At 64.7% G+C, this 15,569-nt stretch carries 18 protein-coding genes, 1 tRNA gene and 4 pseudogenes; 11 read left to right on the top strand and 12 right to left on the bottom strand.

Translation table 11 applies throughout. The features are described from left to right. Positions 1 to 84 precede the first annotated feature (84 nt). From P0Y64_06270 to P0Y64_06250, 5 genes and pseudogenes are all read right to left on the bottom strand, one after another. Positions 85 to 255 (bottom strand): hypothetical protein, encoded by a 171-nt coding sequence (locus P0Y64_06270; protein WEK45124.1) that lies wholly within the window; start codon positions 253 to 255, stop codon positions 85 to 87. Beyond that, positions 252 to 434 (bottom strand): hypothetical protein, encoded by a 183-nt coding sequence (locus P0Y64_06265; GenBank protein ID WEK44990.1) that lies wholly within the window; start codon positions 432 to 434, stop codon positions 252 to 254. The genes P0Y64_06270 and P0Y64_06265 overlap by 4 nt, the downstream gene beginning before the upstream one ends. A gap of 278 nt (positions 435 to 712) precedes the next feature. Beyond that, positions 713 to 895: pseudogene (locus P0Y64_06260) on the bottom strand (argininosuccinate lyase). Between the two features lie 79 nt (positions 896 to 974). After that, positions 975 to 1,103: pseudogene (locus P0Y64_06255) on the bottom strand (lyase family protein). Between the two features lie 70 nt (positions 1,104 to 1,173). Continuing rightward, a pseudogene (locus tag P0Y64_06250) lies at positions 1,174 to 1,335 on the bottom strand (argininosuccinate lyase). A 282-nt stretch (positions 1,336 to 1,617) separates the two neighbouring features. Between P0Y64_06250 and P0Y64_06245 the strand changes: the two are divergent. The 6 genes from P0Y64_06245 (at position 1,618) to P0Y64_06220 (ending at position 6,016) form a co-directional block, all read left to right on the top strand. Further along, entirely contained in the window at positions 1,618 to 1,938 is a 321-nt protein-coding gene (locus P0Y64_06245; GenBank protein WEK44400.1) for a TlpA disulfide reductase family protein, read from the top strand. Between the two features lie 210 nt (positions 1,939 to 2,148). Continuing rightward, complete coding sequence (locus P0Y64_06240) at positions 2,149 to 2,634, top strand: methylated-DNA--[protein]-cysteine S-methyltransferase (protein ID WEK44399.1); 486 nt, start codon at positions 2,149 to 2,151, stop codon at positions 2,632 to 2,634. An 18-nt stretch (positions 2,635 to 2,652) separates the two neighbouring features. Further along, a complete protein-coding gene (locus P0Y64_06235) occupies positions 2,653 to 2,862 on the top strand; it encodes a hypothetical protein (GenBank protein ID WEK44398.1) in 210 nt (69 codons plus the stop codon). Positions 2,863 to 3,003: 141 nt separating this feature from the next. Further along, a complete protein-coding gene (locus P0Y64_06230) occupies positions 3,004 to 4,128 on the top strand; it encodes an 8-amino-7-oxononanoate synthase (GenBank protein WEK44397.1) in 1,125 nt (374 codons plus the stop codon). Further along, positions 4,125 to 4,754 carry a dethiobiotin synthase gene (bioD, locus tag P0Y64_06225; GenBank protein WEK44396.1) on the top strand — a complete coding sequence of 210 codons (630 nt, stop codon included), beginning with the start codon at positions 4,125 to 4,127 and terminating at the stop codon, positions 4,752 to 4,754. Before P0Y64_06230 ends, bioD begins: the two co-directional genes overlap by 4 nt. Continuing rightward, positions 4,751 to 6,016: an adenosylmethionine--8-amino-7-oxononanoate transaminase gene (locus tag P0Y64_06220; protein ID WEK44395.1), complete on the top strand. Its 1,266-nt coding sequence runs from the start codon at positions 4,751 to 4,753 to the stop codon at positions 6,014 to 6,016. Before bioD ends, P0Y64_06220 begins: the two co-directional genes overlap by 4 nt. 9 nt (positions 6,017 to 6,025) lie before the next feature. Here the strand turns inward: P0Y64_06220 and P0Y64_06215 are convergent, their stop codons facing one another. Both P0Y64_06215 and P0Y64_06210 read right to left on the bottom strand, forming a co-directional pair. Then, positions 6,026 to 6,952, bottom strand: a complete 927-nt coding sequence (locus tag P0Y64_06215) for a formylglycine-generating enzyme family protein (GenBank protein WEK44394.1) — start codon at positions 6,950 to 6,952, stop codon at positions 6,026 to 6,028. A gap of 150 nt (positions 6,953 to 7,102) precedes the next feature. Further along, positions 7,103 to 7,250 (bottom strand) — tRNA-Ser (locus tag P0Y64_06210). 52 nt (positions 7,251 to 7,302) lie between these two features. Between P0Y64_06210 and P0Y64_06205 the strand changes: the two genes are divergently transcribed. The 5 genes from P0Y64_06205 to P0Y64_06185 all read left to right on the top strand — a co-directional run bounded on the left by P0Y64_06205 (position 7,303) and on the right by P0Y64_06185 (position 12,050). Further along, positions 7,303 to 8,445, top strand: a complete 1,143-nt coding sequence (locus tag P0Y64_06205; protein ID WEK44393.1) for a HipA domain-containing protein — start codon at positions 7,303 to 7,305, stop codon at positions 8,443 to 8,445. Positions 8,446 to 8,566: 121 nt separating this feature from the next. Next, the gene (locus tag P0Y64_06200; protein ID WEK44392.1) at positions 8,567 to 9,703 is read left to right on the top strand and encodes a DegT/DnrJ/EryC1/StrS family aminotransferase; all 1,137 of its coding nucleotides are present in this window, start codon (positions 8,567 to 8,569) and stop codon (positions 9,701 to 9,703) included. Further along, a complete protein-coding gene (locus P0Y64_06195) occupies positions 9,703 to 10,329 on the top strand; it encodes a sugar transferase (protein WEK44391.1) in 627 nt (208 codons plus the stop codon). The genes P0Y64_06200 and P0Y64_06195 overlap by 1 nt, the downstream gene beginning before the upstream one ends. A gap of 105 nt (positions 10,330 to 10,434) precedes the next feature. After that, positions 10,435 to 11,394, top strand: coding sequence for an ATP-grasp domain-containing protein (locus P0Y64_06190; protein WEK44390.1), 960 nt, complete (start codon positions 10,435 to 10,437; stop codon positions 11,392 to 11,394). After that, positions 11,391 to 12,050: an HAD family hydrolase gene (locus tag P0Y64_06185; protein WEK44389.1), complete on the top strand. Its 660-nt coding sequence runs from the start codon at positions 11,391 to 11,393 to the stop codon at positions 12,048 to 12,050. The genes P0Y64_06190 and P0Y64_06185 overlap by 4 nt, the downstream gene beginning before the upstream one ends. 118 nt (positions 12,051 to 12,168) lie before the next feature. Here P0Y64_06185 and rfbA read toward each other — a convergent pair whose 3' ends face one another. The 5 genes and pseudogenes from rfbA to rfbC form a co-directional block, all read right to left on the bottom strand. After that, entirely contained in the window at positions 12,169 to 13,044 is an 876-nt protein-coding gene (rfbA, locus tag P0Y64_06180; protein ID WEK44989.1) for a glucose-1-phosphate thymidylyltransferase RfbA, read from the bottom strand. Further along, positions 13,041 to 13,316 (bottom strand): sugar nucleotide-binding protein, encoded by a 276-nt coding sequence (locus P0Y64_06175; GenBank protein ID WEK44988.1) that lies wholly within the window; start codon positions 13,314 to 13,316, stop codon positions 13,041 to 13,043. The genes rfbA and P0Y64_06175 overlap by 4 nt, the downstream gene beginning before the upstream one ends. Beyond that, a pseudogene (gene rfbD / locus P0Y64_06170) lies at positions 13,225 to 13,977 on the bottom strand (dTDP-4-dehydrorhamnose reductase). Before rfbD ends, P0Y64_06175 begins: the two are co-directional and overlap by 92 nt. Further along, on the bottom strand, positions 13,920 to 14,972 hold the full coding sequence (gene rfbB, locus P0Y64_06165) for a dTDP-glucose 4,6-dehydratase (GenBank protein ID WEK44388.1): 1,053 nt from the start codon (positions 14,970 to 14,972) through the stop codon (positions 13,920 to 13,922). Before rfbB ends, rfbD begins: the two are co-directional and overlap by 58 nt. A 9-nt stretch (positions 14,973 to 14,981) precedes the next feature. Further along, positions 14,982 to 15,539, bottom strand: a complete 558-nt coding sequence (rfbC, locus tag P0Y64_06160) for a dTDP-4-dehydrorhamnose 3,5-epimerase (GenBank protein ID WEK44387.1) — start codon at positions 15,537 to 15,539, stop codon at positions 14,982 to 14,984. Between the last annotated feature and the right edge of the window lie 30 nt (positions 15,540 to 15,569).

The raw sequence follows: 15,569 nt of genomic DNA, 5'->3' as shown, positions 1-15,569 counted from the left end.
CGGGCGCAGCCGGATGCGCCGGCCGCAGGCGGCAAGCAGCAGCAGCGAGCGAGGATGAAGCCGCGCACTGATGCGCGTTCATCGTCATTCTCCCCGCGCCGCGCGGATCGCGGCGCGCACATTATCCGGCGCGGTGCCGCCGAAGCTCGTCCGGCTGGCGACCGAGGCATCGACCGACAGCACCGAATAGACGCGATCGTCGATCCGCGCGTCGATCGCCTTGAGATCGGCGAGCGGCACCTTGTCGAGCGTCACGCGCCAGCGCCTCGGCGCGCGCCACCGCGCGCGCCGGTGATATGATGCGCCTCGCGGAACGGCACATTCGCCTCGCGCACCAGCCAGTCGGCCAGATCGGTGGCGGTGGCATAGCCGCTCTCGGCCAGCGCGCGCATCCGATCGGTGCGGAAGGTCGCGCTCTCGATCATGCCGGTCATCGCCGCGATGCTGAGGCCCGAGCAGGTCGTGGCATTCGAACACCGGCGGCTTATCGTCCTGCATGTCCTTCGAATAAGCGAGCGGCAGGCCCTTCATCGTCACCATCAGGCTGACGAGGCAGCCGGTGATCCGCCCGGCATGGCCGCGCACCAGCTCGGCGGCATCGGGGTTGCGCTTCTGCGGCATGATCGAGCTGCCGGTCGACCATTGGTCGGACAGAGCTGACGAAGCCGAACGGCTGCGACGCCCACAGCACGAATTCCTCGGCCAGCCGCGACAGGTGCAGCGAGCATTGCGCGGCACAGGTGAGATATTCGATCGCGAAAGTCGCGGTCGCGACACCGCGTCGAGCGAATTGCGCGTCGGCCCGTCGAAGCCGAGCGCCTGCCGCGGTCGCGTGCCGATCGAGCGGGAAGCCGGTGCCGGCGAGCGCCGCCGAGCCGAGCGGGCACAGGTTCATCCGCTGCGCGCGCATCGCGAAGCGGCGCGGCATCGCGCGCGATCATCTCGTGATAGGCCATCAGATGATGGCCGAGCGTCACGGGCTGCGCGGACTGGAGGTGGGTGAAGCCGGGCATCACGTCGCCGGCATGTTGCTCGGCGCGCGCAAGCAGAGCGGCATCGAGCGCGTCGAGCGCGGCGAGCGTCTGGTCGATCGCGTCGCGCACCCACAGAGCGGAAATCGGTCGCCACCTGATCGTTGCGGCTGCGCGCGGTGTGCAGCCGCCCGGCGACCGGGCCGATCGCCGCGGCGAGCCGCGCCTCGGTGAGCATATGAATGTCTTCGAGCGTCAGATCGTCGGGCACGCCGTTGGCATCATAATCCGCGGCGACCGGATCGAGCCCGGCGGTGATCGTGGCAGCGTCCTCGTGCGCGACGACGCCGCGCGCAGCGAGCATCGCGACATGCGCCTTGGACGCCGGCGATGTCTTGACGCCACATGCGCTTGTCGAACGGGATCGAGGCGTTAATCTCACGCATCACTGCTGCGGGGCCTTCGGCGAACCGCCCGCCCCACATCTGATTGGAACCGCTCATGGCTTCGCGTTCGGCGATCGTCTTTCTCCTCGGGCTGGCACTGGCCGCCGCCGGCTGCGATAGGCAAAGGCCCGGCGACGGGCAAGCGACTGCCGCGCATAATGCAACCTCGCCCGACGAAGTGCAGCCGACGCGCAAGAGCCATGGCGCACACAACGCGGTCGATCGCCACCAGCGAGGGCTCGCACCGGTCGACGCCTTCTTCATCGCCCGACGAGCAGCGCACCCGCATAGCCGATTTCCGCGGCAAGCCGGTGCTGCTCAACCTGTGGGCGACGTGGTGCGCGCCATGCGTGAAGGAACTGCCGAGCGCTCGACGCGCTGGCCGGGCGGCTCGGCGACAACGTGTGCACGGTGCTGGCGGTGAGCCAGGATATGGAGCCGGCGAAGGTCGCGCCCTTCGTTGCCGCGCGTCGGCATCTGACGCGGCTCGAAGCCCTACACCGATCCCGACATGGGGCTGAGCCTCGGCTATCGGGTCAACCTGCCCGACGACGATCCTGTTCGACGCGAAGGGGCGTGAGGTGTGGCGCAGCCTCGGGCGCGATGGACTGGGGCGCGCCGGCCACGCGCAAATTGGTCGATGAGGCGATCTGAGCGACCGGCATTGATCGCAAGCGACGGGAAGTGCGGCGCCGCGCGAATCGGGCAGGGAAGGGCCAAGGAGATCGATCATGACCCAGCCTTTGCCATCGAAGATCATCGCGTCCCCGGTCGGCGCGCTCACCCTGGTTGCGGACGAAGACTCGCTCGTTGCGATCCTGTGGGAGAATGACGATCCCGCCCGCGTTCCGCTGCCCCCGATGGTGACGGCGCCAGCGCATCCGGTGCTGCTGGCGGCGGAACGACAATTGGGCGAATATTTCGCTGGCCGCCGTCGCGCGTTCGATCTTCCGCTGCGCTTTCGCGGCACCGAGTTTCAGCGTGCGGTGTGGGCCGAGCTGCTCGCGATCCCGTTCGGAGCGACATCGAGCTATGGCGCGATCGCGCATGCGCTCGGCCGCCCCGGCGCGGCGCGCGCGGTGGGGGCCGCGAACGGTCGCAATCCGATCTCGATCGTCGCGCCGTGCCATCGCGTCATCGGAGCGAGCGGTGCGCTGACCGGGTTCGCCGGTGGGCTGCCAGCAAAGGAGGCGCTGCTCGCGCTCGAACGGCAATAGGTTCGGCTTGATGAGGCCATGGTCCGCGCGATGGACCCGCTGGCCGCCCGGTGCGTTGAGCACCGAAATCCCGTTTCGAAACGAGTTTCCGCGATGCGTCAGGATGTTGGCTATATTCTGCTTGTTCTATTGGTGCTCGCGGTGATCGCCGGGGGCGTGATCTACGCCCGCTACCGCCAGCGCGAGCACGCCCGAATCTGGGGCCGCAACAAACGCCGCCGCCGCTAGGAGGGATCGCCTTTCAATTCGAGGGAGCTGCGATTGGCCGCTATCCGCGTTTCCGTTGCGCGCCGGTCCACCATTTCCTGAATGGCGATCACTGTGGCGCATCCTCTCGCGCCGCCCGCGCTATTCGTTATAGCGGCGCGCATGAGCCTGCTGACTGCCCAGAGCCGCGATCTGAATGATCTCGCCGCGCGGGCGCGCCTGCGTCACCTGCAATCGCGCGCCGGCCTCGATTTTTCCTCCAACGACTATCTCGGGCTGGCCAATTCGCCCCGGCTGCGAGCGGCGGTCGCGGCGGCGCTCGCGCGTGATGTGCCGGTCGGCTCCGGCGGATCGCGGCTGTTGCGCGGCAACGATGCCGAGCATGAGGCGCTGGAGGCGGAAGCGGCGGCGTTCTTCGGGAGCGAATCGGCGCTGTTCTTCTCCAGCGGCTATACCGCCAATGCCGCGCTGCTTTCGACCTTGCCGCAGCGTGGCGATCTGGTGGTGTATGACGCGCTAATTCACGCCAGCGCGCATGAGGGGATGCGGCTCAGCCGGGCGACCTGCGTCGGCGCGGTGCATAACGATGCGGATGCGTTCGATGACGCGATCACGCAATGGCGCCGCGAGGGCGGTACGGGGCGGCCGTGGATCGCGGTGGAGAGCCTCTACAGCATGGATGGCGACGCCGCCCCGCTCAACGCGCTGCTCGCGGTCGCGGATCGGCACGAGGCGATATTGCTGATCGATGAGGCGCATGCGACCGGGGTGTTTGGCGATTCCGGGCGCGGATTCGCCGCCGCGCTGGAGGGGCGCGAAAATGTTGTCACTTTGCGTACCTGTGGCAAGGCGATGGGATGCGAGGGCGCGTTGGTGTGCGGCCCCCGCATCGTGCGCGATTTCCTGGTCAATCGCGGGCGCGGTTTCATCTTCTCGACCGCGCCATCGCCGCTGATGGCGAGCGCGGTGCGGGAGAGCCTGCGCATCCTTGCCGACGAGCCGGAGCGACGCGCGCGGCTGATGGCGCTCGTCGCATTCGCCGAACGCGCACTCGCGCCATGCGGCATCTCGCCGGCGGGTTCGCAGATCCTGCCGCTGGTGATTGGCGAGGACGCGCCGACGATGGCGCTCGCAGCGGCAGTGCAGGCCGCCGGTTTCGATGTGCGCGGTATCCGGCCGCCCACCGTGCCGCCGGGCACGGGGCGGCTGCGCATCTCTATCACGCTCAACGTGGATGAGGCGGATATCGCCGCGCTCGCCGATACGATCGAAAGGTTGCGGGGATGAATGGCTCACGGATCGTCGTCACCGGCACCGACACGGATGTCGGCAAGACAGTCTTCACCGCCGCTTTGGTCGGGGCGCTGGGCGCGCATTTCTGGAAGCCGGTGCAGGCCGGGGTCGATCCGGGCACCGATGCGGAGCGCGTCGCGGCGTTATCCGGCGTGCCGGCGGCGCATATCCTGCCCGAAGCCTATCGCCTGATCACGCCCTGTTCGCCGCATCGCGCGGCGGAGATCGAGGGCGTGACGATCGATCCGGCGCGGCTCGCGCTGCCTGAGGTGGATGGGCTTTTGGTGATCGAGGGCGCCGGTGGCGTCATGGTGCCGCTGTCGCTCGATCTTGTGTTCGCCGACCTGTTCGCGCGCTGGGGCTGCCCGGTGGTGCTGGTTGCGCGCACCGCGCTGGGCACGATCAGCCACAGCCTGTTATCGATCGAGGCGCTGCGCCATCGCGGCGTTCCGATCCTCGGCATCGCCTTCGTCGGCGCTTCGCAACCGGATAGCGAAGCGACGATCGCGCGGATCGGCGGCGTGAAGCGGCTCGGCCGCTTGCCGTTGCTCGATCCGCTCGATCGGCAAACGCTGGCGCGCGCCTTCGCGGACAATTTCGACGTGGAGGATTTCCGATGAGCGGCTCCCCGATCTGGCACCCATTCACCCAGCACGGGCTGGGCGAGCCGATTCCGCTCGTCACCCATGCCGAAGGCGCGGCACTCTACACCGCCGACGGGCGGCGGGTTATCGATGGTATCTCATCCTGGTGGGTGACGACGCACGGCCATTGCCATCCGCGCATCATGGCGGCGATCGCGGCACAGACGGCAAAGCTCGACCAGATCATCTTCGCCGGCTGGACGCATGAGCCGGCGGAGGCACTGGCACGCGGGCTGACCGCGATCATGCCGCGCGAACTGACCCGCGTCTTCTATTCCGATTCGGGATCGACCAGCGTCGAGGTCGCGCTGAAGATGGCGCTGGGCTTCTGGGCCAATCGCGGCGAGCCGCGGCATCGCATCCTCGTGATGCAGCACAGTTATCACGGCGACACGATCGGCACGATGTCGGTCGGCGAGCGCGGAGTGTATAACGCGGCTTATTCGCCGCTGCTGTTCGATGTGGATACGCTGCCCTTTCCCGCGCCGGGCGCGGAGCAGGCGACGCTCGACGCGCTGGAGGCGGCGTGTCGCGAAGCGCCCGCCGCGCTGATCGTGGAGCCGCTGCTGCTCGGCGCGGGTGGGATGCTGATCTATCCGCCACGGGTGCTCGCCGAGATGCGCGCGATCTGTGCGCGATATGACGTGCTGTTCATCGCCGATGAAGTGATGACCGGCTGGGGCCGCACCGGCACCCTGCTCGCGTGCGAGCAGGCGGATGTCGTGCCGGATATCCTTTGCCTGTCCAAGGGGCTGACCGGCGGCGCGATTCCGCTGGCGGTGACAATGGCAACCGAGGCGATCTTCGACGCGCATCTTTCCGATGATCGCGCGAAGATGTTTTTTCACTCGTCGAGCTACACCGCGAATCCGATCGCCTGCGCGGCGGCGAACGCCAATCTCGCGATCTGGCGCGAGGAGCCGATGACGGCGCGAATCGCCGATCTCTCCGCGCGACAGGCGGCGCGGCTGGCGTCGCTCGCCGGGCGCGACGGCGTGGCCAATCCGCGCGCGATCGGCACGGTTACCGCGATCGACGTGATGGATGCGGGGGGCACCGGATATCTTTCGCATCTCGGCCCGCGTCTGCTGGCCGCTTTCCGCGAGCGCGATCTGCTGCTCCGCCCGCTCGGCAATACCGTCTATGTCATGCCGCCTTATTGCATCGACGACGCCGATCTCGATCGGCTCTATGCCGGTATCGCCGAAGCGGTGGAGGATATCGCGCGAGGCGGCTGAGCGCCGGCGTCAGGCCGCGCGAGAAACGCAGCGAAAGCCGATATGGCCGGTGGCGGAGTCGATCTGCTGCGGATGGCGCGCCGCCGGGCGATAGCGCTGGCAATAATTGGCCGCGCACAAATGCGATCCGCCTTTCAATACCTTGCGCCCGATTTTGCTCGCTGGTGAGGACGGGTCATAGCTTTCGCGTTCGCGCGCGCCGCGTGGATTGCGCGGCAGGTCGCAACAGCCAGGCTTCCCGCGCTGTTTTCCTTTGGCCTCGGCGGTTGCGTACCAGTCGGCGGTCCATTCCCAGACATTGCCGATCATGTCCCACACGCCATGGCCGTTGGCGGGAAAAGCGCGGACCGGCGAGGTGCGTTCATAGCCGTCGAGCAACTGGTTGGCGAAGGGGAACAGCCCCTGCCAGTAATTCGCCATCATTGCCCCGCCCGGCGCCAGTTCGTCGCCCCACGCATAGTCTGCGCCGTCTAGGCCGCCGCGCGCGGCATATTCCCATTCTGCCTCGGACGGCAGCGCCTTCCCCGCCCAGTCCGCATAAGCGAGGGCATCGGCATAAGCGACGTGGACGACGGGGTGATCCTCCAGACCGTCGATCGAACTGTCCGGCCCGAGCGGCTGTCGCCAGTTCGCGCCGAAGCGGAAATGCCACCACGCGCCCGGATCGCCAAGATCGACCGGCGCCGTGGTGCGCTCGAACACCAATGACCCCGCGCGCGCCATCGCCGGGTCCAGCCCGGGATAGTCGCGCGGATCGGGTGGCAGCTCGACCAGGGTGACATGGCCGGTTTCCGCCACGAAGCGCGCGAATTGCGCATTGGTGACCGGGGTCTCGTCGATCCAGAAGGGATCGATCCGCACCGCGCGCGCCGGCGTTTCCTCGGGATAGAATCGCGCGGAGCCCATGGCGAACTCGCCGCCTTCCAGCCAGCGCATGTTGGCGTGATTCGTTGTCGCAGCCAGTTCCACGGCGCAGCGCTAGCATCGCGCGTCGGGATGCTCCAACTTCAAAGGGTGGATATCGCGCGATTGCGCCGGTGGCAGCAGTTTTTCCCGCCTTGCGGCGGTGTCGATCGACGGAAAGACTGGAGCGGGCGAAGGGATTCGAACCCTCGACCCCAACCTTGGCAAGGTTCATTGTAGCTATTCCGTATGTATTCGGCGCTGCGCGTTATTGCTACAATTCAAAGGTATAATTGAAAGCTGCCGAAAACAATAGCAGCGTTATACCCGCGTTTTTTCCGGGCTCGGTGTTGACCATGTGTTGACCGTAAAATCGCAGAAAAATGGTCGATGTCTTGGTACAGCGAGTCGCAATCCTTCTCATCAATCGCGGCGTTCTGGCGGCGCAGGCGCGAAAGAATCGCTATTGCGTCTGGGACCGCGATCTGCCGGCCTTCTTCGCGAACCTGCTGCCAGAGGACAAGCTGCGCGAGGCGATGGAAAAGCATCATGCAGGCGCCGTCCGTCCGGGCAATGATTTCGATCTATTGGCGGCGCTCGGCGCAGATCTGCCGGGCGCCGTCCGGGCCCTGCCGAGCGACGGCACGAAAGCAGCGCCTCAGGACAGGGCAAAAGGAAAGCCGAAGGCTCGTTTTTCGCTCGCGGGCGTGCAGATGAAGTTGTCGGTGATGAAGAACACCGGCAAGGGTGACGGCCTGATCCTTCCGCTCGATGACAGCCAGGGGCAATATATCGCGAAGTTCCCCTCGACGGCATTTCCCGGCGTGTCCGAAAACGAATTTGCCAATCTCGCCCTGGCGGCAGCGATCGGCATGGATGTGCCCGAGCGCGAGCTGGTCGAGAAGTCCCATTTTGAGGGGATTCCGGAAGACTTCGATACGCTGTCAGACGGCAAGGTTCTTCTCATCAGGCGTTTTGACCGTGGCCCACAGGGTGAGAGAATCCACATCGAGGACTTCGCCCAGGTGTTTGGCGTCTATCCCTCCCGTAAATATGAGGGGGCGGCCTATCACGATGTGGCCGCGGCCATGAACGCGGCCGTGTCCCCTGCCGCCGCGCTCGAATTTGTGCGCCGGCTCGCGCTGGCGTTGGTGACCGGCAATGGCGACATGCACCTGAAAAACTGGTCGCTGATCTATCGTGATGAAGGCAGCACGCCCGGGCTCGCGCCGATCTACGACATGTTATCGACCATCCCTTACATTCCCACAGGCACGATGGCGCTGTCGCTTGGTGGCGAACGGTCGTTCAAGGCACTGTCGGCGCCTCGATGGAAATCCTTCGCGAACCGAGCAAGGCTGCCCGAGCCGGCGGTTCTTCAAGCCGTGGTGGAGACGGTGGCCCGCGTAAACGAGCATTGGTGGCATCTGCCGGAACGCGCTGTCGTCCATGCGATGGTGCTCGAGCGTATCGACGCGCATGTGAAAGCGATGACACCGATCCTGAACTCCTGTGGAGAAAAATGAGCAGGGGATGAGAAGCTCGGTCGGGGGGGGATTGAACGACACCATTGTCCTGATCGAATTTGCTCCCTAGTCACGAATTGACGGCTTGCGGGCCGGAAGGTCAGCAACGGTGTTTTTCCAAATGAATTTTGATATCCTGCTCTCGCCGCCGCATATGGGGGGAGAAGAGTTCGGCAAGATCAAGGCCGCCTTCGACAGCAACTGGATAGCGCCGACCGGGCCGATGGTTGATGCGTTCGAGGCCGGTCTCGCCGAACTCACCGGCATCAGCCATGTGGCGGCCTTATCGAGCGGCACCGCCGCGCTGCATCTGGCGTTTCGTCTCGCCGGGGTCGGGCCGGGCGATCATGTGTGGTTGCCGTCGATGACGTTCATCGGCGGGGTCGCCCCCGCGTTGTATCAAGGAGCGCGGCCGACGTTCCTCGACAGCCGTGAGCGTGACATGCTGGTCGATCTCGATCTGCTTAACGAAGCTTTGCGCGGGGTGCCGGCAGCGGAACGGCCAAAGGTGGTGGTGACGACCGATCTTTACGGTCACGTCGTCGATCCGGTCGCGATGCGCGCGGCGGCGGATGAATATGGCTTCCTGTGGGTGAGCGATGCGGCGGAATCGATCGGCGGCACGTATGGCGCGGTCCACGCCGGCAAGGGCGCGCATTTCGCGGTCTTCTCCTTCAATGGCAACAAGATCATCACCACGTCCGGCGGAGGCGCGCTGGCCAGTGACGATGGCGAGATGATCGCGCGTGCGCGTTATCTTTCCACCCAGGCGCGAGAGCCCGCGCCACATTATGAGCACACGACCTATGGCTATAACTACCGTCTAAGCAATCTGTGCGCGGCGGTAGGGGTCGGACAATTGGAGGTGCTGGCGGACCGGGTCGCTGCGCGACGGCAAATAGCAGAACGTTATCGGGTTGGGTTGGAGACGTTGTCGGGTTTCCGCATGACTAGTGAGGATGAGGTGATGCGTGCCAACCGCTGGCTGACAACCATCCGTATCGATCCTGACGCAGCCGGCGTTGACCGCGAGGACGTGCGTCTGGCGTTGGAGCGCGCACGGATCGAAAGTCGCCCGTTGTGGAAGCCGATGCATATGCAGCCCCTGTTTGGAGAATGCCGCTTCATAGGCAGCAATGTGGCGGAGACTGCCTTTGCGACGGGCCTGTGCCTGCCGTCCGGATCGGCGATGACCGATGAGCAAGTCGATCATGTGTGCCATGTGATCCGCGACCGGGTAGAGGCGCGGGTCGGCTAATGGCGGCGGGCAGCCGGGCTTACCGTTTCGCGAAACGGGGGCTGGACCTGACGCTCGCCGGCGGGGGGCTCGCGGTGCTGGCGGTGCCCTTGGTGTTGGTCGCCCTGCTCGTTCGCTGGAAGCTTGGGGCACCTGTATTGTTCCGGCAGGAGAGGGCGGGGCGGAACGGCCGACCCTTTCAGATCCTTAAATTCCGCTCGATGACCGATCAGCTTGGGGTGGACGGGGCGCTTCTTTCAGACGCGCAGCGCCTGACCCCGTTCGGTGCCTGGTTACGCTCGACCAGTATCGATGAATTGCCGTCGCTCCTTAACATCCTGCGCGGCGACCTTAGTATTGTCGGACCACGACCGTTGTTCATGCGCTATATCCCACGCTACACGTTGGAACAGGCGCGCCGGCTGGAGGTTTCGCCTGGCCTCACCGGTTGGGCGCAGGCGCGAGGCCGCAATAGTCTGAGTTGGAACGAAAAATTCCGGCTTGATGTCTGGTATGTCGATCACCGTTCGTTCATGCTGGATCTCGGGATCATCGCGGCGACCGCGCTTCAGGTGCTGCGCCGTGAAGGGATTTCTGCGTTAGGCGACGCCACCATGCCGGAATTCATGGGTAACGATCAGGTGTGATGGGAAGGAAATCGTTATGATCTTAGGGACGGCAACATTTGCCCAAGTCCCTCCCGAAATATCTCCTTTGCAGGGCGTCCGCCTGTTAACTAGCAAGGCCTGTCGATGACCGTATCCATTCTAATCTGTTCCGCTGGGCGTCGAGTCGGGCTCAGCAACGCATTCCGCGATGCGGCACAGGCGCTTGGGCACAAGGCGCGGATTATAGCTGTAGATGTAAAACCCGCTCTCAGCGCGGCATGTGCGTTGGCGGATGTGGCTTATGCGGTGCCCCGAGCATCCGACCCTGATTATGTTTCGGCGCTCGTTGATCTCTGCGACCGCGAGCGAGTACAACTCGTTGTGCCCACGATCGATCATGAACTTTTACCACTGGCGATGGCGGTTGATCTGTTCGGGGCTGTCGGTGCGCGTGTCCATATATCGAGCCCTGATTTCGTCAGGATGGCGCGTGACAAGGAAATAACAGCGAAGCGGCTGGATGCGGCGGGCATTGCTACTCCGCGCACCGTGACACCGCTGCATACCAACGTCACGCATGCTGCCATTGACCTGCCAGCGATAGTCAAGCCGCGTGGCGGAAGTTCGTCGATCGGCTTGCGCGTCCTTAGGACGAGGGCTGATCTTGCGGGTTTCGAATTACCCGCAGACTCGATCGTGCAAGAATTGCTTGATGGACCTGAGTATACTGTTAACGTTTTCTACGATGCCGAGGGCAATTTTCGGGCGGCGATTCCCCATCTACGATTAGAGACACGTGGTGGAGAAATGTCCAAGGGGCGTACCGAACGCCACGCTGCCCTCACCGAAATCGCACGGCAGATCGGTAAAAGTGCAATGGGAATCCGAGGAGCCTTCTGCTTCCAGGCCATACTGACAACACGCGGACCTGTCGTGTTCGAGATTAATGCGCGCTTCGGCGGGGGGTATCCTTTGGCCCATCATGCCGGCGGCCGCTTCGCGCAATGGCTGCTCGAGGAGGTTCTGGAACTCGAGCGGACCGCCGCAGATGACTGGCGCCCTAATATCACCGCCTTGCGGTACGATATGGAAGTTTTTCGATGACCGCCCAGGCGACATATGCGGTGGTTCTGGATCTGGACGACACTCTGTATCTCGAGCGAGACTATGTCCGGTCCGGTTTTAACGCAGTGGGACGTCATCTTGCCGGCCAAGGGGTGATGGAGGACTTCTCGGAACGAGCCTGGGCATTGTTTGAGTCTGGGCTACGCAACACCATATTCGATGCGGCATTGGCTTCCTCAGCGTCGATTTCGATAACTGAGCTCGTCGAGATTTATAGGGCGCATCAGCCGGACATCGCGTTATGTCCAGATGCTATTCGATTTCTAGAACGCTTTCCAGCCAACAGGCCTCTCGGCATGGTAACGGATGGCCCGATCACCAGTCAGGCCGCCAAGGTGCGAGCTCTTGGACTGGAACAGCGCATTTCCCCCATCGTCATGTCGGACAGCTTCGGCGTGACGTTCCGCAAGCCTCATGACCGGCCCTTCGAAACGATCGAACGTGCTCTTGGGGTGGCTCCAGAGCGGATTGTCTATATTGGAGACAACCCGTTGAAGGATTTCGTCACACCGCGCCGTCGTGGCTGGCGCACGATCCGGATTCGACGCCCATTGGGCGAGCATACCGCAAGGCTGATGGTGGGAGAATATGCGGCGCATACCACTGTTACGACCTTAGATGCGCTGGATATCTAATCCTCTGTCTTAGATACTTGGTTCCCCACACGATGCTGATGCTGATGCTGGATGGTCAGGTCGAGGTGGACGATGCCACGATCGACCGCGTGATCGACGTCAGCGGATGGGTAAGGCGCTAGGCGTTGCTTTCGCGGACGGCGTTGATGATGGCGCGGCCGTAGGCGGTTTTGCTCAGTGCCTCGCCGCGGGCGATGGCTTGATCGGCGGTGATGAAGCCGTGGGTGAACGCGATTTCCTCGAGGCAGGCGATCTGGATGCCCTGGCGGTGCTGGATGGTGCGGACGAACTCGGAAGCTTCGAGCAGGCTGTCGTGGGTGCCGGTGTCGAGCCACGCATAGCCGCGCCCCATCTGCTCGACGTAGAGGTCGCCCGCCTCCATATAGAGGCGGTTGAGATCGGTGATCTCCAGCTCGCCGCGCGCCGAGGGTTTCAGGTCGCGGGCGAGATCGAGCACGCGGTTGTCGTAGAAGTAGAGACCGGTGACGGCGCAGTTCGACTTCGGTTTCGCCGGCTTTTCCTCGAGGCTGATCGCGCGGCCGTCGCGATCGAGCTCGACCACGCCGTAGCGTTCCGGGTCTTCGACGCGATAGCTGAACACGGTCGCGCCATGGGTACGCGCGACCGCGCTCGCCAGCAGGTTGGTGAGGTGTGCGCCGAAGAAGATATTGTCGCCGAGCACGAGGGCCACCCGATCGTCGCCGACGAACTCGCGCCCGATCGTGAACGCCTGCGCCAGCCCTTCCGGGCGGGGCTGTTCGGCATAAGAGATGGCGATGCCCCACTCGCCGCCGTCGCCGAACATCCGCCGATAATTGTCGAGGAACTCTGGGCTGGAGATGATCAGGATATCGCGGATGCCGGCCATCATCAGCACCGACAGCGGATAATAGATCATCGGCTTGTCATAGACCGGCAGCAGCTGCTTGTTGATCGCCAGCGTCGCGGGATGCAGCCGCGTGCCGGAGCCGCCGGCGAGAATGATGCCTTTCACTTGGGTGTTCCGATCAGTTCGTCGAGGATGTCGTCGAGCGCGGCCTGCCACGGGCGCGGCTCGATACCGTAAGCGGCGCGGATCGCGTCGTGATCGAGGCGCGAGTTGGCCGGGCGGCGCGCCGGCGTGGGATAATCGCTGGTAGCGATCGGCTCGACGACGGGCGAGGGGCCGCCGCGCCGCGCCGGCGAAGATCGCGCGGGCGAAGCCGCACCATGTCGTCTCGCCGGCGTTGCTGAAGTGGAACACGCCGCTTGGTGCCGCGCGGTCATCGGCCATGGCGAGCGCGATCGTCGCGACCGCCGTGGCGAGATCGGCCGCAGCCGTCGGCGCGCCATGCTGATCGTCGACCACGCGCAACGTATCGCGCTCGGCGCCGACGCGCAGTATCGTCTTGATGAAGTTATTGCCGTGCGCGCTTACCACCCATGAGGTGCGGACGATGGCGTGGCGCGGGCAGCCGCTCGTCACCGCGAGATCGCCGCCGAGCTTCGACGCGCCATAGACGCCGAGCGGCCCGGTCGGATCGGTGGGGAGCCATTTGCCCTGCTTTGCCCCGTCGAACACATAATCGGTCGAGACATGGACCAGCGGGATATCCGCCACGCGACAGCCTTGCGCGAACGCGGCCGGGGCGAGGGCGTTGACCGCCCAGGCAGTGACGCTGTCGTCCTCGGCCTTGTCGACGGCGGTATAGGCGCCGCCCGAGATCACCGCCGCCCATGGCCGCGACGCGACCATCGCGGCGATCGCAGCGGTATCGCGCAGATCGAGTTCGTCGATATCCACCGCGACCACGCGCCACCCCGCCGGCCATGGATAGCGTTTCAACTCGGTGCCGAGCTGGCCGTTGCCGCCGGTGACGAGGATCTCCCTCACGCGGCGAGCCCGCGCCGTTCGGCCGCCTTCGCCTCCACCAGCGAGCGCCACCATGGCTCGTTGGCGAGATACCAGCGCACCGTTTTCTCGATCCCGCTCTCAAACGTCTCGGCCGGCTCCCAGCCGAGTTCGTCGCGGATGCGGGTCGCGTCGATCGCGTAGCGCGCGTCATGCCCCGGCCGGTCAGCGACGAAGCCGATCTGCGCGGCATAGGATTTGCCGTCGGCGCGCGGACGCTCGGCATCCAGGATCGCGCAGACCGTCTCGACCACCGCGAGGTTGGTCTTCTCGTTATTGCCGCCGACATTATAGGTGCGCCCCGGCGCGCCGCGCTCGAACACCGCCTGCAACGCGCGGACGTGATCCTCGACATACAGCCAGTCGCGAACATTGGTGCCTGCCCCGTAGATCGGCAGCGTCTCGCCGGCGAGCGCCTTGACGATCATCAGCGGGATCAGCTTTTCCGGGAAGTGATATGGCCCGTAATTGTTCGAGCAATTGGTGACGAGCACCGGCAGCCCGAAGGTATGCCCCCAGGCGCTGACGAGATGGTCGCTTCCCGCCTTCGACGCGGAATAGGGCGAGCGCGGATCGTAGGACGTATCCTCAGTGAACAGCCCGGTATCGCCGAGCGAGCCATAAACCTCGTCGGTTGAGATATGGTGGAAGCGGAACGCCTCTTTCGCCGCGCCGTCGAGCCCCTGCCAATAACCACGCGCCTCCGCCAGCATCACATAGGTGCCGACGAGGTTGGTCTGGATGAACGCATCGGGCGCGTCGATCGAGCGATCGACATGGCTCTCTGCGGCGAGATGGGTGATCACGTCCGGGCGGAACTCCGCGACCGCCGCGCGCACCGCCTCGGCATCGCAGATGTCACCCCGGACGAAGCGATAGCGGTTGCTGCCTGCCACCTCCTCGACGGTCGACAGCGTGCCGGCATAGGTCAGCTTGTCGAAGTTCAATACTTCATGGGTCGTATTGGCGATCAGATGGCGAACCAGCGCCGAGCCGATGAAGCCGGCCCCGCCGGTGACGAAGATGCGCATCAAACTACCTCAGGCAAGCGGCGCCAGCGGGCGACCGTCATAAGGAAAGGGGCTGTCGAACTCGGCGAGGGTCGGGAGCTTCGCGTCCTTGGCGGACAGCTCGGGCAGCGTATCGGTCGGCAGCGGCCAGTCGATCCCGGCGCTGTCCCAGCGGATCCCGCCGTCGCATTCCGGCGCGTAATAATCGGAGACCTTGTAGGTCACCTCGCAATCCTCGGTCAGCGTCATGAAGGCGTGGGCGAACCCAACGCCCACGAACAGCTGTCGGCCATTCTCCGCCGACAGCTCCACCGCGACATGCTGGCCATAGGTCGGCGAGCCGCGCCGCACGTCCACCGCGACATCGAGAATGCGGCCACGGATACAGCGCACCAATTTATCCTGCCCGTGCGGCGGGGTCTGGAAATGCAGGCCGCGCAACGTCAGCGCAGGCACCGACAACGAATGATTGTCCTGCACGAAGCGACAGGCAATCCCGCGCTCGGCAAAGCGGCGCTCGGCATAATATTCGGTGAACCAGCCACGCGCGTCACCATGCCGCACCGGGTGGATGAGTTGGACCGACATAATAATACCTGGAATTGGATTAGCTATCAG

Origin of the sequence: Candidatus Sphingomonas colombiensis (genome assembly GCA_029202845.1) — a bacterium.
GTDB classification, from domain to species: domain Bacteria; phylum Pseudomonadota; class Alphaproteobacteria; order Sphingomonadales; family Sphingomonadaceae; genus Sphingomonas; species Sphingomonas colombiensis.
This window is presented reverse-complemented; position numbering and strand designations above follow the sequence as displayed.